The organism is Escherichia sp. KTE172, assembly GCF_000408845.1.
GTDB lineage: Bacteria > Pseudomonadota > Gammaproteobacteria > Enterobacterales > Enterobacteriaceae > Escherichia > Escherichia coli.
Window position 1 is genome coordinate 4,786,298 of the sequence record NZ_KE137316.1, and the last position, 25,799, is coordinate 4,812,096.

Annotated in this window: 18 protein-coding genes; 10 read left to right on the forward strand and 8 right to left on the reverse strand. The window is 51.9% G+C overall.

The window, feature by feature from the left end:
- Nucleotides 1-71: 71 nt before the first annotated feature.
- Nucleotides 72-1,667: an ABC-F family ATPase gene (locus G434_RS01750; RefSeq protein ID WP_000961457.1), complete on the forward strand. Its 1,596-nt coding sequence runs from the start codon at nucleotides 72-74 to the stop codon at nucleotides 1,665-1,667.
- 179 nt (nucleotides 1,668-1,846) lie between these two features.
- Here the strand turns inward: G434_RS01750 and G434_RS01745 are convergent, their stop codons facing one another.
- Both G434_RS01745 and G434_RS01740 read right to left on the reverse strand, forming a co-directional pair.
- Nucleotides 1,847-4,210 (reverse strand): glycoside hydrolase family 31 protein, encoded by a 2,364-nt coding sequence (locus tag G434_RS01745; protein WP_000854251.1) that lies wholly within the window; start codon nucleotides 4,208-4,210, stop codon nucleotides 1,847-1,849.
- A 14-nt stretch (nucleotides 4,211-4,224) separates the two neighbouring features.
- Nucleotides 4,225-5,526, reverse strand: coding sequence for an MFS transporter (locus G434_RS01740; protein WP_000077528.1), 1,302 nt, complete (start codon nucleotides 5,524-5,526; stop codon nucleotides 4,225-4,227).
- Nucleotides 5,527-5,763: 237 nt separating this feature from the next.
- On the opposite strand from G434_RS01740, the gene G434_RS01735 reads away from it, so the two are divergent.
- On the forward strand, nucleotides 5,764-6,924 hold the full coding sequence (locus G434_RS01735) for a LacI family DNA-binding transcriptional regulator (RefSeq protein ID WP_000505360.1): 1,161 nt from the start codon (nucleotides 5,764-5,766) through the stop codon (nucleotides 6,922-6,924).
- On the opposite strand, the gene G434_RS01730 is transcribed toward G434_RS01735, so the two are convergent.
- The 4 genes from G434_RS01730 to G434_RS01715 form a co-directional block, all read right to left on the reverse strand.
- The gene (locus tag G434_RS01730; protein WP_000168809.1) at nucleotides 6,891-8,156 is read right to left on the reverse strand and encodes a DUF1479 domain-containing protein; all 1,266 of its coding nucleotides are present in this window, start codon (nucleotides 8,154-8,156) and stop codon (nucleotides 6,891-6,893) included. The genes G434_RS01735 and G434_RS01730 overlap by 34 nt on opposite strands.
- Before the next feature lie 151 nt (nucleotides 8,157-8,307).
- Entirely contained in the window at nucleotides 8,308-9,123 is an 816-nt protein-coding gene (ybiV, locus tag G434_RS01725; protein WP_000114248.1) for a sugar-phosphatase YbiV, read from the reverse strand.
- Nucleotides 9,124-9,268: 145 nt separating this feature from the next.
- Nucleotides 9,269-11,701 (reverse strand): glycyl radical protein, encoded by a 2,433-nt coding sequence (locus G434_RS01720; protein ID WP_000209345.1) that lies wholly within the window; start codon nucleotides 11,699-11,701, stop codon nucleotides 9,269-9,271.
- A gap of 5 nt (nucleotides 11,702-11,706) precedes the next feature.
- Nucleotides 11,707-12,606, reverse strand: a complete 900-nt coding sequence (locus tag G434_RS01715) for a glycyl-radical enzyme activating protein (protein ID WP_001305949.1) — start codon at nucleotides 12,604-12,606, stop codon at nucleotides 11,707-11,709.
- A 130-nt stretch (nucleotides 12,607-12,736) separates the two neighbouring features.
- Between G434_RS01715 and fsa the strand changes: the two genes are divergently transcribed.
- A complete protein-coding gene (fsa, locus tag G434_RS01710) occupies nucleotides 12,737-13,399 on the forward strand; it encodes a fructose-6-phosphate aldolase (RefSeq protein ID WP_001305948.1) in 663 nt (220 codons plus the stop codon).
- Nucleotides 13,400-13,474: 75 nt separating this feature from the next.
- Here the strand turns inward: fsa and moeB are convergent, their stop codons facing one another.
- Together moeB and moeA are read right to left on the reverse strand one after the other, a co-directional pair.
- Nucleotides 13,475-14,224: a molybdopterin-synthase adenylyltransferase MoeB gene (gene moeB, locus G434_RS01705; protein WP_000829211.1), complete on the reverse strand. Its 750-nt coding sequence runs from the start codon at nucleotides 14,222-14,224 to the stop codon at nucleotides 13,475-13,477.
- On the reverse strand, nucleotides 14,224-15,459 hold the full coding sequence (moeA, locus tag G434_RS01700; RefSeq protein WP_000397322.1) for a molybdopterin molybdotransferase MoeA: 1,236 nt from the start codon (nucleotides 15,457-15,459) through the stop codon (nucleotides 14,224-14,226). Before moeA ends, moeB begins: the two co-directional genes overlap by 1 nt.
- A 203-nt stretch (nucleotides 15,460-15,662) precedes the next feature.
- Here moeA and iaaA point away from each other — a divergent pair, with 203 nt between their 5' ends.
- The 7 genes from iaaA (at nucleotide 15,663) to G434_RS01665 (ending at nucleotide 25,758) form a co-directional block, all read left to right on the forward strand.
- Complete coding sequence (gene iaaA / locus G434_RS01695; protein ID WP_000513763.1) at nucleotides 15,663-16,628, forward strand: beta-aspartyl-peptidase; 966 nt, start codon at nucleotides 15,663-15,665, stop codon at nucleotides 16,626-16,628.
- Complete coding sequence (gsiA, locus tag G434_RS01690; RefSeq protein WP_001309378.1) at nucleotides 16,615-18,486, forward strand: glutathione ABC transporter ATP-binding protein GsiA; 1,872 nt, start codon at nucleotides 16,615-16,617, stop codon at nucleotides 18,484-18,486. The genes iaaA and gsiA overlap by 14 nt, the downstream gene beginning before the upstream one ends.
- A 19-nt stretch (nucleotides 18,487-18,505) precedes the next feature.
- Nucleotides 18,506-20,044 (forward strand): glutathione ABC transporter substrate-binding protein GsiB, encoded by a 1,539-nt coding sequence (gsiB, locus tag G434_RS01685; RefSeq protein ID WP_000090155.1) that lies wholly within the window; start codon nucleotides 18,506-18,508, stop codon nucleotides 20,042-20,044.
- 17 nt (nucleotides 20,045-20,061) lie between these two features.
- On the forward strand, nucleotides 20,062-20,982 hold the full coding sequence (gsiC, locus tag G434_RS01680) for a glutathione ABC transporter permease GsiC (protein WP_000936043.1): 921 nt from the start codon (nucleotides 20,062-20,064) through the stop codon (nucleotides 20,980-20,982).
- A 2-nt stretch (nucleotides 20,983-20,984) separates the two neighbouring features.
- Entirely contained in the window at nucleotides 20,985-21,896 is a 912-nt protein-coding gene (gene gsiD, locus G434_RS01675; protein ID WP_001236042.1) for a glutathione ABC transporter permease GsiD, read from the forward strand.
- A 177-nt stretch (nucleotides 21,897-22,073) separates the two neighbouring features.
- Nucleotides 22,074-24,422: a sensor domain-containing phosphodiesterase gene (locus tag G434_RS01670; protein WP_001322378.1), complete on the forward strand. Its 2,349-nt coding sequence runs from the start codon at nucleotides 22,074-22,076 to the stop codon at nucleotides 24,420-24,422.
- A 7-nt stretch (nucleotides 24,423-24,429) separates the two neighbouring features.
- Nucleotides 24,430-25,758, forward strand: a complete 1,329-nt coding sequence (locus G434_RS01665) for a GGDEF domain-containing protein (protein ID WP_000086879.1) — start codon at nucleotides 24,430-24,432, stop codon at nucleotides 25,756-25,758.
- The last annotated feature ends 41 nt before the right edge of the window (nucleotides 25,759-25,799 follow it).

Here is a 25,799-nt window from a genome sequence, read left to right on the forward strand (position 1 = left end):
GAGGAGCAGGATCTTCTTTCAGACTTATGGCATAATGCGCGGTTTGTCATATCTCTTTTCAGGATACGCCTGTGTTAGTTTCCAGTAACGTCACCATGCAGTTCGGCAGTAAGCCGTTGTTTGAAAACATTTCCGTCAAATTTGGCGGCGGCAACCGTTACGGCCTGATTGGCGCGAACGGTAGTGGTAAATCCACCTTTATGAAGATCCTCGGCGGCGACTTAGAGCCGACGTTGGGTAACGTTTCCCTCGATCCCAACGAGCGCATTGGTAAGCTGCGTCAGGATCAGTTTGCCTTTGAAGAGTTCACTGTGCTGGATACGGTGATCATGGGGCATAAAGAGTTGTGGGAAGTGAAGCAGGAGCGTGACCGCATCTATGCTTTGCCGGAAATGAGTGAAGAAGACGGCTATAAAGTGGCCGATCTGGAAGTGAAATACGGCGAAATGGACGGTTACTCTGCGGAAGCTCGCGCCGGTGAACTGTTGCTTGGCGTGGGAATTCCAGTGGAACAGCACTACGGCCCGATGAGTGAAGTTGCTCCTGGCTGGAAGCTGCGTGTGCTGCTGGCGCAGGCGCTGTTTGCTGATCCGGACATTCTCCTGCTCGACGAACCGACCAACAACCTCGACATCGACACCATTCGTTGGCTGGAACAGGTGCTGAACGAGCGTGACAGCACCATGATCATCATCTCGCACGACCGTCACTTCCTTAACATGGTTTGTACCCACATGGCTGATCTGGATTACGGCGAGCTGCGCGTTTATCCAGGTAACTACGATGAGTACATGACGGCGGCGACCCAGGCGCGTGAGCGTCTGCTGGCTGATAACGCCAAGAAGAAAGCGCAGATTGCTGAGCTGCAATCTTTCGTTAGCCGCTTTAGTGCCAACGCCTCGAAATCTCGCCAGGCAACTTCGCGCGCGCGCCAGATTGATAAAATCAAACTGGAAGAGGTGAAAGCCTCCAGCCGTCAGAACCCGTTCATCCGTTTTGAACAGGATAAGAAACTGTTCCGTAACGCGCTGGAAGTGGAAGGTCTGACCAAAGGGTTTGATAACGGTCCGCTGTTTAAAAATCTCAACCTGCTGCTGGAGGTCGGTGAAAAACTGGCGGTACTGGGTACCAACGGCGTCGGTAAATCAACGCTGCTGAAAACGCTGGTGGGCGATCTGCAACCGGACAGCGGCACCGTAAAATGGTCTGAAAACGCACGCATTGGTTACTACGCCCAGGACCATGAATATGAGTTCGAAAATGATCTGACCGTGTTCGAATGGATGAGCCAGTGGAAGCAGGAAGGCGATGACGAGCAGGCGGTACGCAGCATTCTCGGTCGTTTGCTGTTTAGCCAGGACGACATCAAAAAGCCAGCGAAAGTGCTTTCCGGTGGAGAAAAAGGGCGGATGCTGTTTGGTAAATTAATGATGCAGAAGCCGAACATTCTGATCATGGACGAACCGACCAACCACCTGGATATGGAATCTATTGAGTCGCTGAACATGGCGCTGGAACTGTATCAGGGCACGCTGATCTTTGTTTCACACGACCGTGAGTTCGTAAGCTCCCTGGCGACCCGTATTCTGGAAATCACCCCGGAACGCGTGATCGACTTTAGCGGTAATTACGAAGATTATCTGCGTAGTAAAGGGATCGACGGTTAATTTCCCGCCGTCTTTCATGCGGCAGATGCATTGGCTTCACCTGTTCACCCCGGTCACTTACTTATTTAAGCTCCCGGGGTTTACAGGTTTGCTGCCTTCCTGCAGCGTGAAATACTGAGGTAAAGGATTCGATGGCTGGACCGGGTAAGGCGCAGTCGCCTCCCGGCCCCGGTAATGATTTAACGCATCCATTCACTCCCTTCAACACCATTGACCAGCAGCGTGCGTTTTTCTTCCACTGGTAATGACACTTTCAGTGCACTCCATGCAGGTCGATAATCCCCGCGCGCGTTGACTTTCAGGTTGATGGTCGCCCCATCGCAAACCATTTCCCATTCCACCCAAAGCGCATTACCAGTTTGGTAGCCCCAGCTTTCGCCATCGTCTTCAAACAGCAGGCCGGACGTTGTGCCCACACCTTTCAGCGGGAACAGTTTCAGTTCGCGGGTATCGTCTTGTTCTGCGCTCACATAGGTGATGCGTTTGCTGAGCGGTAGACCAGCCCCGGCACGCACCATCAGCGGCAGTTTCTCCAGCGGTGCGTCGAGGGTGATCCACTGACCGCCACTGAACCATTCGCCGTTGTAGAAATCGTACCAGCCAGTTTCGTTATCTGGCAGCCATACACGGCGCTGGCGCTCGCCTTGCTCTACGACGCTGGCAACCAAAATATCGCGACCAAGCAGGAAGTCATCACACTCTTCAAAAGTCTGAACGTCGTGCTCGTGGTCAAGGAAAGTCGGACGTAGCATTGGTTCATCATCGGCGTATGCCTGCCACATCAGGGTATAAAAGTAGGGCAGCAGGCGATAGCGCAACTCAATAGCGCTGCGGATCGCCGGAGTGACGCCCGGATACATCCACGGTTCGTTTACGGTATGGTCATCGTTCCATGAGTGAATCGTAAAGCGCGGATGCATCACGCCGTTTTGTACCCAGCGTACAAACAGTTCCGGGTCCGGCTTATCACCGGAGAAACCGCCGACGTCGTGACCGAGGTTATACAGCCCGGAGAGGCTCATCCCCAGACCCATGCGGGTGTTGTAGCGCAGAGTGTCCCAGCTAGTGCGGTTATCGCCACTCCAGGTCTGCACGTAGCGCTGCATTCCCGCGCAGCCGGAGCGGGAGATCAAGTACGGACGTTTTTCCGGAGCGAAACGCTGCTGGGCTTCCATCGAGGCTCGCATCATCAGCAGTGGCATCACTGGGCGAATATGTTTGATCGCGATCGTCTGACCAAAGCCGTGACAGCGTGCTTCACCGTCCCATACTTCGAATTCGTTGTTGTCGTTCCAGGTGGAGTCGATACCCATCTCCAGAAGCTGTGTGGTCACGCCTTCCTGCCACCACTGGATGGTCTGCGGATTAGTAAAGTCGAGGTTAGAACCTTCGTCATCCCAGAAGCTGGAACGTTCTGGTTCATCTGTTTCTGAATCACGGATGAATAGTCCTCTTTCTGCCACTTCGTTATAGCGTGGGTGATCCTGCAACAGGCACGGCTTGATATTGGCGGCCAGGTGCAAACCAGCATTGTGAAATGCCTGGCTCATCACTTTCGGCTGCGGCACTTTTTCGTAGTTCCAGTTGAACACATAGCGTTTGCCGTTAATTGAGGTATAACCGGATGAGAGCTGGAACGAATCGCAGGGAATTGCATGTTCTTCACACAGGCGGATAAAGTTCATCAACTGATTTTGTGCGTCCGGCGCATCGGTGTAGTGCATAGTTGAACCGCTGTAGCCCAGGCTCCATTTCGGTCCGAACAGGGTTTTGCCGGTCAGGCGTACGAAGGCTTTGGTGATATCAAGTACGCGTTCGCCGGTAAACAGGTAGTAGTCGATATCACCCGCTTCCGCCTGCCAGCGGCGATAGGCGGTGTGGTAGTTGTCGATCTCGTTGCCCAGATCCAGCCAGCAGCTGCTGAGGTTGTCATAAAACAGGCCGAAGCTAATGTCATCGCGGCGGGTGATGGTGAATGGAATGTGTTTGTACAACGGGTCAGTACTCACGGCGTTGTAGCCCATCGCGTCGAGGTTACGCATCTCGTAACGTTTACCGTTGCGTTGCAGGTCGCCGGCTTTATCTCCGAGGCCATAAAAGCGTTCATCTTTACGACGGCTCTGATAGTGCGCCACGCCGTCGCCGTGGGCATTCAGCAGATAAGCGCTGGTCGGGCGGTCATTCACCAACGGCAGCCATTCGCCTTCGTTGTTACGATAGTGCCACTCCAGCCACAGCGGCTGGTGAACGGTGGCACGCAGTGACTCGGTGGCGATAACCACGGTGTCGTCGTGCTGGATCAATGTCCACGCGGGCAGGCTAAAGCCGCTGAGATCTTCGCGGCTGCGCCCTTCCCATGGCACATCCTGCGCCGGAGCAATGCTCCAGGTGCGATCCAGCGCCAGCTCGCCTTTGCGTTTTAACAGCACGCGGAACAGATTTTCTTCCAGCACGTACAGGCACAGGATATGCTGGCCATCGACCAGCAGTTCAACGTGGTGGGCAGACTGTTTGTGCAGGGTCCAGTTTTTCAGCGTTTTCATGTTTACATCCATTCTCAGGCGCGTTTTGCGCGACGTTCAGCAATAAAGGTGACCAGGAAGAAAGCACCAATCAGGTCAAAGAAGCCCATGGCGATAAACAGGGGGTTAAAGCCGATTTTGTCAGCGGTAACCCCGATAATCAGGGAGAACAGGAAACTTGCGATCCACGCGGCAGAACCGCGCATGCCGTTAACAGTGGCCATCTGACCTTTGTCGAAGGATTCCACCACCAGTGCGCTCAGCATGCAGGAGATGATCTGGTGACCGAAGCCGCCGATGGAAATAAGGACGATGGCGATATACGGGTTATTGGTAAAGGCCATCACCGCCAGCGAAACCATCAGGAATGCGCCACTGACCGATGATGCGACAACGGAGTTCACACGACTCAGCCCAAACAGGCGGGTGTAAAGTTTGGTCAGATAGCCGCTGGCAATACTGCCAAGATCAGCGGCGAGGAACGGCAACCAGGCGAATAATGCGATCTGCTTAAGGTCCATGCCATAGGTTTTGGACAGGTATAGCGGAACCCAGAAACTCATCACCGCCCACGCCGGTTCTGCCATAAAGGCCGGGATAGCGATACCGTAAAAGCGTTTATTTTTGCCTACGGTTTTCAGTGCGGTCAGAAAGGGTAACTTGACAGGGGGCGCTTCGTTATCCTGGCGGATAAAGTCCAGCTCGGCTTTGCTGAGGTTAGGATGCTTATCCGGGTTGTGATAGAACGCCCACCACAGCACCACCCACAGCATCGCCAGGATGCCAGTGAACATAAATGCACCCTGCCAGCCGAATGAAGCGTGGGCAAAATAGATAATCGGTGGGGCCAGCATGGCACCGATGGAAAAACCGACGCCTGCCCAGCCTGCGGCGATCGGGCGTTCTGATTTTGGAAACCATTCACCGATGGTTTTGGCGTTTGCTGGGGTTGCCGCGGCTTCCGCACCGCCCATAAAGAAGCGCAACAGCGCCAGATGTACCCAGTTTCCCGCCCCCGCATGCATCAGACAGGCCAGCGCCCACAGTCCCGCGCAGATCATAAAGCCCAGTTTGAGGCCAATGACGTCAATCAGCCATCCACACAACGGTTGGAATAGGGTATAGGCGAGCTGGAAAGCACCTACAATCCAGGAATATTGTTCGGTGGTAATCCCCAGGTTGCTTTTCAGTTCGGGGGCGAGAATACCCAGCGAGTTACGCGTGATGTAGTTGACAGTAACACCGAGCAAAAAAAGGACCAGTATCCACCAACGCAGATTTTTGACGATATGGCGCGGTTTACTGGCAGTCATATCGTTATTGATACCCTGACTCATATGCACTCCACAGAATGGTATAGGGTTTGTGTGGCAACGTCAGAATGGAGTTGTCACACCACTTTTAACTTTTTGATAAATAAAGTCTTTATTGTTCGTTTTTCCATTATTTTTGTATGGAAGTTGTTCTACCAATTCACAGTAAGAGACCCTAAAAGCGAAAGAAAGCGGGTTTTGTGCACGTTTTTCCATGAGTGACTGATATACATTACTGAAATGGATTTAATGCCAGACAGAATGGGCTTTTTTGCTCATGAAAATTCTGTCATTTCCGAATTAGAGGCAGATCACAAAATGGACAAGAAGCTGAAAATCGCCGATATCGCCGCACGTACCGGGCTATCGCCGAGTACGGTTTCGCGGGTGCTGGCTGGCAAAGCGAATACCAGTGCACGCGCTCGCGAACAGGTGCTGGCCTGCGCGCGTGAGTTGGGCGTGATGGATGGCATGGCAGCAGGTCGTATGTTGCTGAACAACCTGATTATTTTCGCGCAGCAACGCGCTTTTGACCAACGATCTGATATCTTTTATTACCGTGTGATCCAGAGCATCAGCAAAGCGTTATCGCCGCATGAAGTGCGGCTGCGTTACTGCGCGCTGGAGGAGTTTGACAGCGATCCCGCGCTATTTCTCTCGCGGATGAATGAAGCAGATACGCAGGCGGCGATCCTGCTGGGGATTGACGATCCGCACATCCATGATCTGGCCGCCGATCTCGCTAAGCCTTGTGTGCTGATCAACTGCCGTGATGAACGAATGCGCCTCCCGGCGATTGCGCCGGACCATCGGTTAATTGGCGCGTTCGCCGCCCGCTATCTGTTTGAAATGGGTCACCGGGAGGTGATGAATGTGATGTGCCTGCGCCGCTACACTATGGAGCAGCGGTTTGCAGGGATTAAAGAATCATGGCGTCAGCATAATCTGGCCTTTCACCATGACCGTCATTTGCTGAATATCAGCAGTTTTAGCGCTAAAGAAGCGGAAGAAAAGGTCGGAGCGTGGCTGGATGCCGCCAATGGCAAGACGTTGCCGACGGCGTTTCTGGTCGGCGGGGATTTTATGGCGGCGGGAACGGTAAATGCGCTACATCGTCGTGGTCTGCGCGTACCACAGGATGTCTCGGTGATGAGTATCGACGGCTTTAACCTTGCGGCAATCGAGGATGTTCCCCTGACGGCTGTGCATGTGCCACGCGATGAGCTAGGCAATGAAGCGGTGCAAATGTTGCAACAGCGGCTGATTCGCCCGGATGCTCCGGTGGGCTCGCTGCTGCTGCACGGACGATTGGCGGTGCGGGAGTCAGTGCGGCGGGTTCGCCCAGGAAAAGGGAACACCGCCGTGGAACGGGAAGGGCTGTACGACACTCAGCTGTCGATTCCCAACGCTCGCTTACCGTGAATGTTGAGGTCGGCAAGCGTAAAGCGTCCTTCCCAGTTTGTTTCATAGTCCTCGCGCGGGAAGTCGCCCGGCGATGCGCCTTTTTCCAGTGCGGCCTTCACCTTGTGCGCGTAGGCAAGATTTTTCTCGCACATCGGTGCCGCAGGAATGTACATCACGTTGCCCCAACCCTGTTGATTTTCAACGGGGGCAACGGAATGGATGACGTCGCAGTGCCACCAGACGGAGTCTCCGGCCTCGAGTTTTGGAATGCTGGTTAACGCCTCAATTAACAGTGGATGCCATTGCTCTGATACCGGCAACACTCTTCCGGGCGCTACGCCGCACAGTTCATCCTCCGGCACATCATCAAGCAGCGGACGTAACAGTACGTACGCCATGGCTTCAGGAATGGGCACGACGTGCAGCAACCCCTGACCAGGCAGCATATCAGAGAGCGCTGTCCAGCCCTGGAATGTCCGAAACACGGAACATTTGGTGGTGTTGTCCACCGTGTACTCTTCAACTTCCGTACGATGTGCCGCATGCCAGGGATCGTATTTCGCCAGATTGCCATTAAAGACGTTGGCGAAAACGTGCTGATACGCTGGAAGCAGCCAGCGTTCCAGCGCCCCGGAGTCGGTATGCGCTCCAAGACCTTTGGAGGTCGTTCCGGGCGGACGGCGGCGGATACGGTCAGGGTAGATGACGCTCACATCCGGGTTAAACCATTGCTTTCCATCACTTTCAAATGTCCACAGACGATTGAGAAACGACTGCACATTCGCCATTTCTTCACTCTGGCGGGCCTGCATTTGCGCCTGCGACCAGTAGATGGGGTAAATCTCGGGACGTGAAGCGCTGAGCGTCCCGAAGAAATTATCGCCGGGGCCTTTGTAGACCTCGTCAAAGCGGTTGCGGTCCAGATAGTCCAGCATCGACTGATCCCAGCCTAGCGCTTGTTCGCGGGGGAAATGGCCTTTTATCACCGCACAACCGCGACGTTTAATCTGTTCGCGCTGCTCTGCAGTAACATGACCTGCTTTGATATCGGCATAAGACAGCACCGGCCAGACGGCATCGCCCTGTGCTTTGAGTGCGTTGATTTCAGCCACTCGCGTAGCAATGTCATCGCTTAGCTGATTAAAGATCTGCTGGACGTCGCCAAGCTGTGCCCGCAGCGCGTGCTTCATCTGACGGATAGCTGCTTTGTGATCGGCAGGCAATGTGTCGCTGGTAAAAGTAGAAGCCATAACCACCTCGCATTAACTTTCATTCGAAACTATTATGATTTGCATGTGACAATATAAGTTATAAATAAGTTAATGCAAGTTTAATGATTTGATGTGATGTACAGGATGTAAAAAGAAGGGAAAACCGGAGCGCATGGCTCCGGTAGAGAGGTCAGCTGTTAAAAGGGGATGTGTTATCCAGCACCGCCTGAATCACGTTCAGCGCGCCTTCATGATTATTATCATCGGTAGCGTAACGGGCGATTTGTTTAATGTTTTCCGCAGCATTCCCCATTGCAAAGGAATAACGCGCCATTTTCAGCATCTCCGCATCGTTACCGCTGTCGCCAATCGCTACCACATTTTGCGGCGACAGATCCCAGCGTTTCAGTAACCGCGAAATACCGTTTGCTTTATGTAGACCGGGAATAATCAGGTCGATAAAGCCAAAACCACTGGTAACGGGTTTCATAATGCCATCCAGCGCTATGTGCAGTTTGTCGATCACTAACGGGATTTGTTCATCCGGCAGGTTGAGCGAAAACTTGAACAGTACGTCGTCAATCTCCTGATAATCTTTTACAGGTTTCAGGCGATGGTAGTGTTTTGCCATCAGTGCGACGAATGCTTCGGGGGCGTTTTCGCTGACATATGCACTTTGCAGACCGCAGGCGACAAAATTGAGTTGCTTATCTTTTAGCAACTCGCCAATAACAATCCGCGATTCATGTCGGGTCAGTTCGCCGTGGAACAGTTGCTTGCCATGTTCGTAAACCAGTGCGCCGTTTTCCGCGACAAAAGAGATCTCATCCTTTAGCTCAGGAAAGAACGAAATAAGCTGGTAATACTGATTACCGCTAGCGACAACGAACTCAATGCCGCGCTTTTTCAGTTCCTGATATTGCGCCATAAAACGTGGTTGGTTGTACGTTTTGGCGTCGTTAAGAAAAGTACCGTCCATGTCTGTGACGATAACTTTTACGCTCATAGGTGTGCTCCTGGCTCGAAAATGAAACCGTAACAGTGTAATAACAATGTGACGCAGAGCACAAATTATATTTCGAATGAAAGCGAGGCTGAAATTGATGATGTGAATGATTTAGCCCGGCGACGCCGCCGCCGGGCTGAGGAGATTACAGCATATGTTCAGTACGGGCGATGATATCGTCCTGAGCGTCTGGAGAGAGCGCGGTGAAGAAGGCGGAATAGCCCGCGACACGCACTACCAGATCGCGGTACTGATCCGGATGTTTTTTCGCTTCCAGCAGCGTTTCGCGGGAAACGATGTTGTACTGAATATGCCAGCCTTTATGCACCTCGAAGAAGGTGCGCAGCAGGATCATCAGTTTCTGCTTGTCAGATTCGTTCTCCAGCGTTGCTGGATTCAGTTTCTGGTTGAGCAGCACGCCGCCGAGAATCGCGGCCGTAGGCAGTTTACCCACCGAGCCAATGACCGCGGTAGGGCCAAGATGGTCAGTACCGGAGGCCGGGCTTGCGCCTTCTGCCAGCGGGGTATGCGCTTTACGTCCGTCCGGCGTTGCCATAGTTTGCGCGCCAAACGGTACGTTAGCGGAGATAGACGACGTACCCGCGTAATAATTGCCGCCAACCGGACCACGACCGTAGCGCGGGTTATGGTACTGTTTCAGTTCGTCGATATAGGTCTGATAAGCGCGAGCCAGCAGCGTATCGACAGTATCGTCGTCGTTGCCGTACTTCGGCGCGCCGTTAATCAGCCGCTGACGCAGTTGCTCGTGAGTCAGGCCGTCGAAGTCATCCGCCAGTGCGGCAGCCAGTTGTTGCTGACCAATCGCGCCCTGTTCAAACACCAGTTTCTTCACTGCCGCCAGGCTGTTGCCGAGGTTGGCAATGCCGACCTGCAGGCCAGAAACCCAGTCATATTTCGCGCCGCCTTGCTTGATACTTTTTGCTCGCTCAATACAGTCATCCACCAGCGCCGAGCAGAGAATATCGTGCACGTTCTCCTCCAGCATGGTGTCAACGACATATTCGATTTCGATTGATTTACGCGTGTAGTAACGGATTTGCGTATCCCATGCGTCCATTACTTCATCGAAGTTGTTGAAGTTACCCGCCGACAACGCTTTTTCTTGTGGCAGGAACACTTTGCCGCTGGTGGCATCACGACCGCCTTCCAGCGCCGCCAGCATCACGCGGGCGAAGTTGATAAAGCTCATGCCGGTACAGCGATAGCCCCATTTGCCACCGACGGCGGTTTCGATACAACCAATCGCTGCATAGTCGTAAGCGTCCTGCGGTTCAATACCGAGTTTAATAAATTCCGGGATCACGATTTCGTCGTTGTTGAACGCCGGCATCCCGAAGCCGCAACGGATCACCTGTACGCAGGCGTCGAGGAAATCGTTGCTCATTCCCGCGTGGTAACGCACGCTGAGGTTAGGCTGAGTGGAACGCAGGCGACCGCAGGATTCAAGGATCGCGTAAGAGAGTGGATTCACCGCGTCCATTGGTTGACCATCAACCAGATTTTGCCCGCCAATAGTGACGTTCTGATACAGCGGACTTCCCGCAGAGGCTTTTGAGTGCGAGCCGGAGCGGATCTTGTTCACTTCCAGCAATTTCAGCCAGCAGCTATGCAGCATCTCGATGGCGTGTTCACGATCCAGCGTCTGGTTGAGTTCAACGTCGCGACGATAATACGGGTACAGATACTGGTCCATACGACCAAAAGATACTGAGTGACCGTTAGATTCGATCTGCAAAATCAACTGGATGAAGTAACACAGTTGCAGCGCCTGCCAGAAAGTCTGCGGCGGTTGGTGGGCGATAAGATCGCAGTTTTCTGCCATCGCCAGCAGTTCATCGCGACGGCTTTCGCGAGTTTCGGTCGCGGCCATTTCACGCGCCAGGGCAGCGAAACGTTCAATGTGTTCACTGACCGCTACCAGCACGATATCAATCGCTTTCAGGAATTGCTCGCCATGTAAATCTTCCAGCACCGTCAGGTTGATGCGCGAGCGACGTTCCGCTACTTTCTCGCGCAGACCATCAAGCCCTTTTTCCAGCAGCAGCGGGAAATTGACCGCCAGGTGCGCATCGCCGGAGGTCATATTGCCTTCCGCTTTAATGATGCCGGTCGCCAGCAGACCTTTTTGCTCATCGGTAAACATGCCGTAGCAGCGATCCTGTACGGTCTGACCGCGCCACCACGGGCACACTTCATGCAGAACGCGTTTGTTCTCTTCGCTCACCGCAAAGCCAGCACCGGGACGATCTGCCAGATCATCGATCTCTTTTTCGATCCATGAGACAGTATATTCCGGGAAGATCGGCGCGGCGCGAACTTCGCTTGCCTGGTTGCCAATGATCAACTCATCGTGCTTGATCCAGATGGTGCGATTCGCCAGGTGATGCGCCAGTGCCAGCGCGCGACGTACCGGGATCGGCTTATCGAGATGTTGTTGATACATCTCGGTATAGTGCTGCGCGCGCTCGGTACAGACCGGCGGTTTCACAATATGCACCAGCGCATTTTTGTGCGCTTTAATGCGATCGCTGAGCGTGTCCAGTTTCAGTGTGGTCATGGTTGTTATCCTCGTAAGGTCGCGGTTAACCCTTTCTGGCAGGCATACTGCTGGGCAAAGTCGAGCAGTTCTGGCGCATCAAGCGGTTTTTCCGGGGCGTCATAGGGCAGATTAAGTAAGTGATATTTGTTGATGCCCAGCGTGTGGTAGGGCAGGAAATGAATTTCGCTAACGTGCAGCTCGTCGGCGGCAAAATCGGTAATGGCTTTTACAGAGGTTTCGTCGGCATTAAAGCCCTGAATCAGCGGCACGCGGATAATGATTTTTTTGCCCGCTGCGGCGAGTTTTTTCAGGTTATCCAGCACTCTGGCGGCGTTACCGTCGGTCCACTGTTTAAACGGCGCGTCGGCAACGTGTTTTAAATCGGCAAGAAACAGATCGATATAGGGCAGAGAAGGGGCGATATATTTCCACGGCACATGCAGACAGGTTTCTACCGCAGTATGAATGCCGGCCTCGTGGCTGGCTTGCAGTAGCGCCGTCGCCATTTCCGGCTGCATAAACGGTTCACCGCCCGAAAGCGTTAAGCCGCCGCCGCTGCGATCGTAAAACGGTTTATCCCGCAAAACGGTCGCCATGATCTCCTCAACGCTTTTCACTTCACCACACACGGTTAATGCCTGTGTCGGGCAGCAGTCGGTTAGCGCCGTAAAATGCTCCGGGGTTAACTTTTCTCGATGAATAAGCAAACCATTCAACGCGCGCTCAATCACTTCCGGCGCGGCCTTAGCGCACAGCTCACAGCCTTCCAGACAGAGTCGTGGGTCATACAGCAGATCTTGCGTGCGGGCGCGGCTTTCCGGGTTCTGACACCAGCGGCAGCCCAGCGAACAGCCTTTAAGAAATACGACCGTGCGGATACCGGGGCCATCATGGGTCGAGTAGCGCTGAATATTGAAAATCATAGTTGCCTCTCTGTTTCGTTCAAACATTAAAATACTTTCGAATGAAAGTTAGATTGATGTGCGTCAACTGTTCAGAGAGTTTTCCCGTGATAGTCTACATTCAGACAAAAAGTACATTTTGAGGATGGTTATGGAACTGTATCTGGATACTTCAGACGTTGTTGCGGTGAAGGCGCTGTCACGTATTTTTCCGCTGGCGGGTGTAACCACTAACCCAAGCATTATCGCAGCGGGTAAAAAACCGCTGGAGGTTGTGCTTCCGGAACTTCATGAAGCGATGGGCGGTCAGGGGCGTCTGTTTGCCCAGGTAATGGCTACCACTGCTGAAGGGATGGTGAATGACGCGCGTAAGCTGCGCTCTATTATTGCGGATATCGTGGTGAAAGTTCCGGTGACCGCTGAGGGGCTGGCAGCAATTAAGATGTTAAAAGCGGAAGGGATTCCGACGCTGGGAACCGCGGTATATGGCGCAGCACAAGGGCTACTGTCGGCGCTGGCAGGTGCGGAATATGTTGCGCCTTACGTTAATCGTATTGATGCTCAGGGCGGTAGCGGCATTCAGACTGTGACCGACTTACACCAGTTATTGAAAATGCATGCGCCGCAGGCAAAAGTGTTAGCCGCAAGTTTCAAAACCCCGCGTCAGGCGCTGGACTGCTTACTGGCAGGATGTGAATCAATTACTCTGCCACTGGATGTGGCACAACAGATGATTAGCTATCCGGCGGTTGATGCCGCTGTGGCGAAGTTTGAGCAGGACTGGCAGGGAGCGTTTGGCAGAACGTCGATTTAACCGGACGTTCTGCATCCTCATAAATTGCTGATGACGTGGCGCAGTGCCGCGTCTTATCAGGCCTGGAGGTGGCAATTACTGCCCGCACACCTCACATCCCGGATTACGCATCAGTTTCATTTCGCGAAACTGACAGGTCATCGCATCGTACATGACGATTTTGCCACTGGCAGGTTTGCCATAACCTGCCAGCAGTTTGATCGCTTCCATTGCCTGCAACGAACCAATTACGCCGATCAACGGTGCCATCACGCCTGCTTCTACGCAGGTTAATGCATTTTCGCCAAACAAACGGCTGAGGCAGCGGTAGCAAGGCTCGCCGTCCTGATAAGTGAAGACCGTGATTTGACCTTCCATGCGAATTGCCGCGCCGGAAACCAGCGGCACCTTCGCGGCAAAACAGCCTGCGTTCAGTTGATTACGTACCGCAACGTTATCCGTACAGTCGAGCACCAGATCGTGTTTTGCAATCATCGCAGCAAGTTCTGCGTCATCCAGCAGTGCATTGACTGGCGTAATCGCGATATGTGGGTTGATCCGCGTCAGGGCGTCACGGGCAGAATCCACCTTCGGTTGCCCGACTGTGGCATCGCTGTGCAGCGTTTGGCGCTGTAAATTTGAGAGCGAAACCGTGTCGAAGTCGAGCAGCGTCAGGTTGCCGACACCGGCGCTTGCCAGATACTGTGAGGCTGCGCAGCCGAGTCCACCGAGGCCGACGATCAGCACACGAGAATCTTTTAGCGCCTCCTGACCATCAAAATCAAAGCCGCGCAGAATGATTTGCCGGTTATAGCGCAGCATCTCCTGATCGCTGAGTTCCGCCATTACAGGCCTCCGAACAACGCGTTAAACGGTTCTACTTCCACCCATTCGCCCGCTTCCACATTGCCGCGTTCGCGCTCCAGCACGATAAAGCAGTTGCCGAGGCTAAAGGAGCTAAATATATGTGAACCCTGATGTCCGGTGGTCGTCACTTCCAGTTCGCCATCGGCGTTGCGTTGCAGCACGCCGCGCTGGAAATCAAGGCGTCCTGGCGTTTTTTTCAGACGCGATGCCGTGCGTACACGCTGGCGCGCGGGCAGGCCGCTGGCGGTATTGCCGCTTAGTTTTGCCAGCAAAGGCTGTACCAGTTGATAGAAGGTCAGCGTTGCTGAAACCGGGTTGCCCGGCAGGCCGCAGAACCAGCTATTGCTGAGTTTACCGAACGCGAACGGTTTACCTGGTTTAATCGCCAGCTTCCAGAAGGCGATCTCCCCCAGCTCTTCAAGAATCGTTTTGGTGTAATCCGCTTCACCCACTGAAACACCGCCGGAACTGATCACCACATCCGCCTGGCTGTCGGCTTCAATAAATGCGGCGCGCAGGGCATGGGGATCGTCGCGGATAATCCCTAAGTTGATTACCTCGCATCCCAACTGTTCTAACATCAGGTGTACGGCGAGACGGTTGGTATCGTAGATTTGGCCGTCGCCCAGCGGCTGGCCTGGCAACTGGAGTTCATCACCGGTAGAAAACAGCGCTACACGCACTTTACGAATCACCGGAACTTCGGCAATCCCCAGTGAAGCAATTACTGGCAGCTCTGCGGTAGTCAGGCGTGTTCCCGCCGGGAAAACAACCGCACCTGCAGAGATATCTTCACCGCGACGGCGAATATTTTGCCCGCTACGCACTTCAGCAGTAAAACGCACGCCAGCGTCAGTCTGTTCGGTCTGTTCCTGCATCACCACCGCTTCGCAGCCTTCCGGCACCGGCGCACCGGTCATAATACGAATGCAGGTACCCGCAGGCCATTCACCATGGTACGGCTGACCGGCAAAGGATTTACCGGCAACGGGCAGCGGTTGCCCGGAGGCAATATCGGCTAAACGCGCCGCGTAGCCGTCCATAGCGGAGTTATCAAACCCCGGGACATCCAGTGGCGAAACGACATCGCTCGCCAGAATACGACCAAAACACTGTACCAGTGGCAGCGTTTCCTGGGCGGTCAGTGGGGTAACGCGAGAAAGCATCTCATTAAGCGCGATGTCGAGCGACATCAATCCGGTGGTAAATTCCATGAAAACACTCCTGCGGAGGCAAAATCGAATTTGCCTATTATGTCAGAAAAACGCCACAGACTGTATGCCACCTCGGGCGTAGCGCTGGCTCCTGCCTTTACATGCCATATCCATCTTTCTATATTCAAAAATTGAATGAGTAATTCATAAAAATTCTGATATTTATAGCAAAAGTGGCGAGCCACCCTTAATGGACGAATACTATGGGCAAAGCAGTCATTGCAATTCATGGTGGCGCAGGTGCAATTAGCCGCGCGCAGATGAGTCTGCAACAGGAATTACGCTACATCGAGGCGCTGTCTGCCATTGTTGAAACCGGGCAGAAAATGCTGGAAGCGGGCGAAAGTGCGCTGGATGTGGTGACGGAAGCGGTGCGTCTGCTGGAAGAGTGTCCACTGTTTAACGCCGGAATTGGCGCTGTCTTTACGCGTGATGAAACCCATGAACTGGACGCCTGTGTGATGGATGGTAACACCCTGAAAGCCGGTGCGGTGGCGGGCGTTAGTCATCTGCGTAATCCGGTTCTTGCCGCCCGGCTGGTGATGGAGCAAAGCCCGCATGTGATGATGATTGGCGAAGGGGCAGAAAATTTTGCGTTTGCTCATGGCATGGAGCGCGTCTCGCCGGAGATTTTCTCCACGCCTTTGCGTTATGAACAACTACTGGCAGCGCGCGAGGAAGGGGAAATGGTCCTCGACCATAGCGGTGCGCCACTGGATGAAAAACAGAAAATGGGCACTGTGGGGGCCGTGGCGTTGGATTTAGACGGCAATCTGGCGGCAGCCACGTCCACAGGCGGAATGACCAATAAATTACCCGGACGAGTTGGCGATAGTCCCTTAGTGGGGGCCGGATGCTACGCCAATAACGCCAGTGTGGCGGTTTCATGTACCGGCACGGGCGAAGTCTTCATCCGCGCGCTGGCGGCATATGACATCGCCGCGTTAATGGATTACGGCGGATTAAGTCTCGCGGAAGCCTGCGAGCGGGTAGTAATGGAAAAACTCCCTGCGCTTGGCGGTAGCGGTGGCTTAATCGCTATCGACCATGAAGGTAATATCGCGCTACCGTTTAACACCGAAGGAATGTATCGCGCCTGGGGCTACGCAGGCGATACGCCAACCACCGGTATCTACCGTGAAAAAGGGGACACCGTTGCCACACAGTGATGAACTTGATGCCGGTGATGTGCTGGCGGTTGAAAATCTGAATATTGCCTTTATGCAGGACCAGCAGAAAATAGCTGCGGTCCGCAATCTCTCTTTTAGCCTGCAATGCGGTGAGACGCTGGCAATTGTTGGCGAATCCGGCTCTGGTAAGTCAGTGACTGCGCTGGCATTAATGCGCTTGTTGGAACAGGCGGGCGGTTTAGTGCAGTGCGATCAAATGCTGTTGCGGCGGCGCAGTCGCGAAGTGATTGAACTTAGCGAGCAGAGCGCTGCACAAATGCGCCATGTGCGCGGTGCGGATATGGCAATGATATTTCAGGAGCCGATGACATCGCTGAACCCGGTATTTACTGTGGGTGAACAGATTGCTGAATCTATTCGTCTGCATCAAAACGCCAGTCGTGAAGAAGCAATGGTCGAGGCGAAGCGGATGCTGGATCAGGTACGCATTCCGGAGGCACAAACCATTCTTTCACGTTATCCGCATCAACTCTCTGGCGGGATGCGCCAGCGAGTGATGATTGCGATGGCGCTGTCATGCCGCCCGGCGGTGCTGATTGCCGATGAGCCAACCACCGCGCTGGATGTCACTATTCAGGCGCAGATCCTGCAATTAATCAAAGTATTGCAAAAAGAGATGTCGATGGGCGTTATCTTTATCACTCACGATATGGGCGTGGTGGCAGAGATTGCCGATCGGGTACTGGTGATGTATCAGGGCGAGGCGGTGGAAACGGGTAGCGTCGAACATATTTTTCATGCACCGCAACATCCGTACACCCGTGCGCTGTTAGCTGCTGTTCCGCAACTTGGTGCGATGAAAGGGTTAGATTATCCCCGACGTTTCCCATTGATATCGCTTGAACATCCAGCGAAACAGGAACCCCCCATCGAGCAGAAAACGGTGGTGGATGGCGAACCTGTTTTACGGGTGCGTAATCTGGTCACCCGTTTCCCTTTGCGCAGCGGTTTGTTGAATCGCGTAACGCGGGAAGTGCATGCCGTTGAGAAAGTCAGTTTTGATCTCTGGCCTGGCGAAACGCTATCGCTGGTGGGCGAGTCTGGCAGCGGTAAATCCACTACCGGGCGGGCGTTGCTGCGCCTGGTCGAATCGCAGGGCGGCGAAATTATCTTTAACGGTCAGCGAATCGATACCTTGTCATCCGGTAAACTTCAGGCATTGCGCCGGGATATTCAGTTTATTTTTCAGGACCCTTACGCTTCGCTGGACCCTCGTCAGACCATCGGTGATTCGATTATCGAACCGCTGCGCGTACACGGTTTATTGCCAGGTAAAGAAGCGGCTGCACGCGTTGCGTGGTTGCTGGAGCGCGTGGGCCTGTTACCTGAACATGCCTGGCGTTACCCGCATGAGTTTTCCGGCGGTCAGCGCCAGCGCATCTGCATTGCTCGCGCGTTGGCATTGAATCCAAAAGTGATCATTGCCGACGAAGCCGTCTCGGCGCTGGATGTTTCTATTCGCGGGCAGATTATCAACTTGTTGCTCGATCTCCAGCGTGATTTCGGCATTGCGTATCTGTTTATCTCCCACGATATGGCCGTGGTAGAGCGGATTAGTCATCGTGTGGCGGTGATGTATCTCGGACAAATTGTTGAAATTGGTCCACGGCGCGCGGTCTTTGAAAACCCGAAGCATCCTTATACGCGTAAATTACTGGCGGCAGTTCCGGTCGCTGAACCGTCCCGACAACGACCGCAGCGTGTACTGCTGTCGGACGATCTTCCCAGCAATATTCATCTGCGTGGCGAAGAGGTGGCAGCCGTCTCGTTGCAATGCGTCGGGCCGGGGCATTACGTCGCACAACCACAATCAGAATACGCATTCATGCGTAGATAACATTCAGGCGGAGAATAAAATGGCAAGAGCTGTACACCGTAGTGGGTTAGTGGCGCTGGGCATTGCGACAGCGTTGATGGCATCTTGTGCATTCGCTGCCAAAGATGTGGTGGTGGCGGTAGGATCGAACTTCACCACGCTCGATCCGTATGACGCAAATGACACGTTATCTCAGGCCGTAGCGAAATCGTTTTACCAGGGGCTGTTCGGTCTCGATAAAGAGATGAAACTGAAAAACGTGCTGGCGGAGAGTTATACCGTTTCCGATGACGGCCTTACTTACACCGTGAAATTGCGGGAAGGAATTAAATTCCAGGATGGCACCGACTTCAACGCAGCGGCGGTAAAAGCGAATCTGGACCGGGCCAGCGATCCGGCGAATCATCTTAAACGCTACAACCTGTATAAGAATATTGCCAAAACGGAAGCGATCGATCCAACAACGGTAAAGATTACCCTCAAACAGCCGTTCTCAGCGTTTATTAATATTCTTGCCCATCCGGCGACCGCGATGATTTCGCCGGCAGCGCTGGAAAAATATGGCAAGGAGATTGGTTTTCATCCGGTGGGAACCGGGCCGTATGAACTGGATACCTGGAATCAGACCGATTTTGTGAAGGTGAAAAAATTCGCGGGTTACTGGCAGCCAGGATTGCCCAAACTGGACAGCATAACCTGGCGTCCGGTGGCGGATAACAACACCCGCGCGGCAATGCTGCAAACCGGTGAAGCGCAGTTTGCTTTCCCCATTCCTTACGAGCAGGCCGCACTGCTGGAGAAAAACAAAAATATCGAGTTGATGGCCAGTCCGTCAATTATGCAGCGTTATATCAGTATGAACGTGACGCAAAAGCCGTTCGATAACCCGAAGGTCCGTGAGGCGCTGAATTACGCCATTAACCGCCCGGCGCTGGTGAAAGTGGCCTTCGCGGGCTATGCAACGCCAGCTACTGGTGTGGTACCGCCGAGTATCGCCTACGCGCAAAGCTATAAACCGTGGCCTTACGATCCAGTGAAAGCGCGCGAATTACTGAAAGAGGCGGGATATCCCAACGGTTTCAATACCACGCTGTGGTCGTCACATAACCACAGCACCGCGCAGAAAGTGCTGCAATTTACCCAGCAGCAGTTAGCGCAGGTCGGGATTAAAGCCCAGGTGACTGCGATGGATGCCGGACAGCGGGCGGCAGAAGTTGAAGGTAAAGGGCAAAAAGAGAGCGGCGTGCGGATGTTCTACACTGGCTGGTCGGCTTCAACCGGCGAAGCGGACTGGGCACTATCGCCGCTGTTTGCCTCGCAGAACTGGCCACCGACGCTGTTTAATACCGCGTTTTACAGCAATAAACAGGTGGATGACTTCCTGGCTCAGGCACTGAAAACTAATGATCCGGCAGAAAAGACCCGTTTATATAAGGCGGCGCAGGATATCATCTGGCAAGAGTCGCCGTGGATCCCGCTGGTGGTAGAAAAACTGGTGTCGGCACACAGTAAAAACCTGACCGGTTTTTGGATCATGCCAGACACCGGTTTCAGCTTTGAAGACGCGGATTTGCAATAAGCAACGCAGGGAGTGGAATGCTTAATTACGTTATCAAACGCTTACTGGGGTTGATTCCAACGCTGTTTATCGTCTCGGTGCTGGTGTTTTTATTTGTGCATATGCTGCCCGGCGATCCGGCGCGATTGATTGCCGGGCCCGAAGCTGATGCGCAGGTTATAGAACTGGTGCGTCAGCAGCTGGGGTTGGATCAGCCGCTGTATCACCAGTTCTGGCACTATATCAGCAATGCTGTGCAGGGGGATTTTGGCCTGTCGATGGTGTCGCGTCGTCCGGTTGCCGATGAGATTGCCAGCCGCTTTATGCCAACGCTGTGGCTGACCATAACCAGTATGGTCTGGGCGGTGATATTTGGTATGGCGGCGGGAATTATCGCCGCCGTCTGGCGTAATCGTTGGCCGGATCGATTGAGTATGACCATTGCGGTGTCGGGGATCTCGTTTCCGGCATTTGCTCTGGGGATGCTTTTAATTCAGGTATTCTCCGTTGAACTGGGCTGGCTGCCTACCGTGGGAGCAGACAGTTGGCAGCACTACATTTTACCCTCCCTGACGCTCGGCGCGGCAGTGGCAGCCGTGATGGCGCGCTTTACCCGCGCGTCGTTTGTCGATGTTTTAAGCGAAGATTATATGCGTACCGCGAGGGCGAAAGGGGTGAGCGAAACCTGGGTTGTCCTCAAACACGGGCTACGTAACGCGATGATCCCGGTTGTGACCATGATGGGCTTACAGTTTGGCTTTTTGCTCGGTGGTTCCATCGTGGTGGAGAAGGTTTTCAACTGGCCCGGACTTGGACGCTTACTCGTTGACTCCGTAGAAATGCGCGATTACCCGGTGATTCAGGCGGAAATTCTGCTTTTCTCGCTGGAATTTATTCTTATCAACTTAGTGGTGGATGTGCTTTACGCCGCCATTAACCCGGCTATCAGGTACAAGTAAGGATGCGACTATTTAACTGGCGACGTCAGGCGGTGTTAAACGCCATGCCACTGGTCAAACCTGACCAGGTACGTACACCGTGGCATGAATTCTGGCGACGATTTCGCCGTCAGCATATGGCGATGACCGCCGCATTGTTCGTTATTTTATTGATTGTGGTGGCTATTTTTGCACGCTGGATCGCTCCCTATGACGCCGAAAATTATTTTGATTATGACAATCTGAATAACGGACCTTCTTTGCAGCACTGGTTTGGCGTTGATTCACTGGGGCGTGACATTTTCAGCCGTGTCCTGGTTGGTGCACAAATCTCGCTGGCGGCGGGCGTGTTTGCCGTGTTTATCGGTGCGGCGATCGGGACGTTGCTGGGCTTGTTGGCTGGATATTATGAAGGCTGGTGGGATCGGCTGATCATGCGCATTTGCGATGTGCTGTTTGCCTTCCCTGGTATTTTACTGGCGATCGCTGTTGTTGCGGTGTTGGGAAGCGGCATTGCTAACGTGATTATTGCAGTCGCCATTTTTTCCATCCCCGCGTTTGCCCGACTGGTGCGCGGCAACACGCTGGTGTTGAAACAGCAAACTTTTATTGAATCGGCGCGCAGTATTGGTGCCAGCGACATGACCATCTTATTGCGCCATATCTTGCCCGGGACTGTCTCGTCTATCGTGGTGTTTTTCACCATGCGCATCGGTACCTCGATTATCTCTGCCGCCAGCCTGTCATTTCTCGGCCTCGGTGCGCAGCCGCCGACACCAGAGTGGGGAGCAATGCTCAATGAGGCACGAGCGGATATGGTTATCGCGCCGCATGTCGCTATTTTTCCGGCCCTGGCTATTTTTCTGACTGTACTGGCGTTCAATTTGTTGGGTGATGGTTTACGCGATGCGCTGGATCCGAAAATTAAAGGATAGTTACGTTTGAATATTGCTTGAAAGGGTAATCACCTCACAGGAAATTATTGCCCTAAGCAAGTGTTGTAACTTTCTGCTGATTTTGTAGAATCGGGTAATTTGGTTAAAAAGCCGCAGCAAGGGACAATTTTTGCAGCGGCACAGCGTTCAGATAGTTATTTTGTTAAATGTATTAACATGCTGAGTTTATACGAAAAGATAAAGATAAGGCTGATAATTTTATTTTTATTGGCAGCACTGTCATTTATTGGTCTTTTTTTCATCATTAACTATCAACTGGTATCGGAGCGCGCGGTAAAACGTGCCGATAGCCGCTTTGAACTTATTCAGAAAAACGTTGGCTATTTCTTTAAAGATATTGAACGTTCGGCCCTGACATTAAAGGACTCACTGTATTTATTAAAAAATACAGAGGAGATTCAACGCGCCGTGATTCTTAAAATGGAAATGATGCCATTTTTAGACTCGGTGGGACTGGTACTTGATGATAATAAATATTATCTCTTTTCGCGGAGGGCGAATGATAAAATCGTAGTTTATCATCAGGAACAAGTAAATGGACCGCTTGTCGACGAGTCAGGGCGGGTTATTTTTGCCGATTTTAACCCATCGAAACGACCGTGGTCGGTGGCTTCAGATGACTCTAACAACAGCTGGAATCCGGCATACAATTGCTTTGATCGTCCGGGTAAAAAATGTATCTCTTTTACGCTACACATCAACGGCAAAGATCACGATTTGTTAGCGGTGGATAAAATTCATGTCGATTTAAACTGGCGATATCTGAACGAGTATCTTGATCAAATCAGCGCTAATGATGAAGTTCTATTTTTGAAACAAGGCCATGAGATCATTGCCAAGAATCAACTCGCGCGTGAAAAACTGATTATTTATAATAGCGAAGGTAATTATAATATTATTGATTCTGTCGATACTGAATATATCGAAAAAACATCAGCGGTGCCAAACAACGCATTATTCGAAATCTATTTTTATTATCCTGGCGGTAATTTATTGAACGCATCAGATAAACTTTTTTATCTGCCGTTTGCTTTCATTATTATCGTATTGCTGGTGGTTTATTTAATGACCACTCGTGTGTTCCGTCGGCAATTTTCTGAAATGACAGAGCTGGTTAATACGCTGGCGTTTTTGCCTGACTCAACGGATCAAATCGAGGCTCTGAAAATTCGCGAAGGCGATGCGAAAGAGATTATCAGCATCAAAAAATCGATCGCGGAAATGAAAGATGCCGAAATTGAACGGTCAAATAAATTGCTCTCACTGATCTCTTACGATCAGGAAAGCGGTTTTATTAAAAATATGGCGATTATTGAGTCCAACAATAATCAGTATCTGGCTGTGGGGATCATCAAACTGTGTGGTCTGGAAGCCGTGGAAGCGGTGTTTGGTGTTGATGAACGCAATAAAATCGTCAGGAAATTGTGTCAGCGAATTGCCGAGAAATATGCGCAATGCTGCGATATCGTGACATTTAATGCCGATCTCTATTTACTTCTGTGCCGGGAAAATGTACAGACATTTACCCGTAAAATAGCGATGGTAAACGATTTTGACAGCAGCTTTGGCTACCGCAATCTGCGCATCCATAAGTCTGCCATTTGTGAACCTTTGCAGGGGGAAAACGCCTGGAGTTACGCAGAAAAACTGAAACTGGCGATTTCCAGCATTCGTGACCATATGTTCTCAGAGTTTATTTTCTGTGATGACGCGAAACTCAACGAAATAGAAGAGAATATCTGGATTGCGCGTAATATTCGCCATGCAATGGAAATTGGCGAACTATTCCTGGTCTATCAGCCGATCGTTGATATTAACACCCGCACCATTCTGGGCGCGGAGGCGTTGTGCCGTTGGGTGTCTGCGGAGCGGGGGATCATTTCACCGCTAAAGTTCATTACCATTGCTGAAGATATCGGGTTTATCAATGAGCTGGGTTATCAGATTATTAAAATGGCAATGGGTGAATTCAGGCATTTTAGCGAGCGTGCGGTTCTGAAGGACGGTTTCTTACTGCATATTAATGTTTCGCCCTGGCAGTTAAACGAACCACACTTTCATGAGCGTTTTACCACCATCATGAAAGAAAACGGTCTGAAGGCGAACAGCCTCTGTGTTGAGATCACTGAAACCGTGATCGAGCGAATTAATGAACATTTTTATCTCAATATTGAACAACTGCGTAAACAAGGGGTACGGATATCGATTGATGACTTTGGCACCGGTTTGTCAAACCTGAAACGTTTTTATGAAATTAATCCAGATAGCATAAAAGTGGACTCGCAATTTACCGGCGATATTTTCGGTACTGCGGGAAAAATTGTGCGCATTATTTTCGATCTGGCACGCTATAACCGGATTCCGGTGATTGCGGAAGGCGTAGAGAGCGAAGATGTTGCGCGCGAATTAATCAAATTAGGATGTGTTCAGGCTCAGGGGTATCTGTACCAGAAACCCATGCCATTCTCCGCCTGGGATAAAAGTGGAAAATTAGTAAAAGAGTAGTTTACGTATGTCCAGAATCAATAAGTTCGTACTTACAGTCAGTCTGCTGATTTTTATCATGATTTCAGCAGTTGCCTGCGGGATCTACACTCAAATGGTAAAGGAACGGGTGTATGGCCTGAAACAGTCCGTTATTGATACTGCTTTTGCGGTGGCAAATATTGCTGAATATCGGCGTAGCGTGGCAATTGATCTCATCAACACGCTAAACCCCACGGAGGAACAGCTGTTGGTTGGCTTGCGCACAGCTTACGCCGACTCGGTTTCACCCTCTTATTTGTACGATGTCGGTCCTTATCTGATTTCCAGTGACGAATGTATTCAGGTAAAGGAGTTCGAGAAAAATTATTGTGCAGATATTATGCAGGTTGTGAAGTATCGACATGTCAAAAATACAGGGTTTATCTCTTTTGACGGTAAAACTTTCGTCTATTACCTCTATCCGGTAACTCACAATCGCAGTCTGATATTTTTGCTTGGTCTGGAGCGTTTTTCTTTACTGTCAAAATCGCTGGCGATGGATAGCGAGAACCTGATGTTCTCTCTGTTTAAGAACGGTAAACCGGTGACCGGTGATGAATATAATGCTAAAAACGCCATCTTCACCGTTTCGGAAGCGATGGAGCACTTCTCCTATTTGCCGACCGGATTGTACGTATTTGCGTATAAAAAAGATGTTTATTTGCGGGTTTGTACGTTGATTATTTTCTTTGCCGCATTGGTGGCAGTGATATCGGGTGCCAGTTGCCTCTATCTGGTACGCAGAGTGATTAATCGTGGTATTGTGGAGAAAGAAGCCATTATTAATAACCATTTTGAACGCGTACTAGATGGCGGGCTTTTCTTTTCGGCTGCCGATGTCAAAAAACTCTACAGTATGTATAACTCGGCGTTCCTGGACGACCTGACTAAAGCGATGGGCAGAAAATCCTTTGACGAAGATTTAAAAGCGCTACCGGAAAAAGGTGGTTATTTGTGCCTGTTTGACGTCGATAAATTCAAAAACATCAACGACACCTTCGGTCATTTGCTGGGCGATGAAGTGTTGATGAAAGTGGTGAAAATCCTTAAATCACAGATCCCGGTAGATAAAGGTAAAGTCTACCGCTTCGGCGGTGACGAATTTGCGGTGATTTATACGGGTGGAACGCTGGAAGAGTTGCTATCGATTCTAAAAGAAATCGTTCATTTCCAGGTGGGAAGCATTAATTTAAGCACCAGTATCGGTGTAGCGCATTCAAATGAATGTACTACCGTCGAACGCTTGAAAATGCTGGCGGATGAGCGGCTGTATAAGAGTAAGAAAAACGGCAGGGCGCAGATTAGCTGGCAGTAGAATTAGAATAGTGTTAGTACCCCTTAATCAAGGGGTACTAA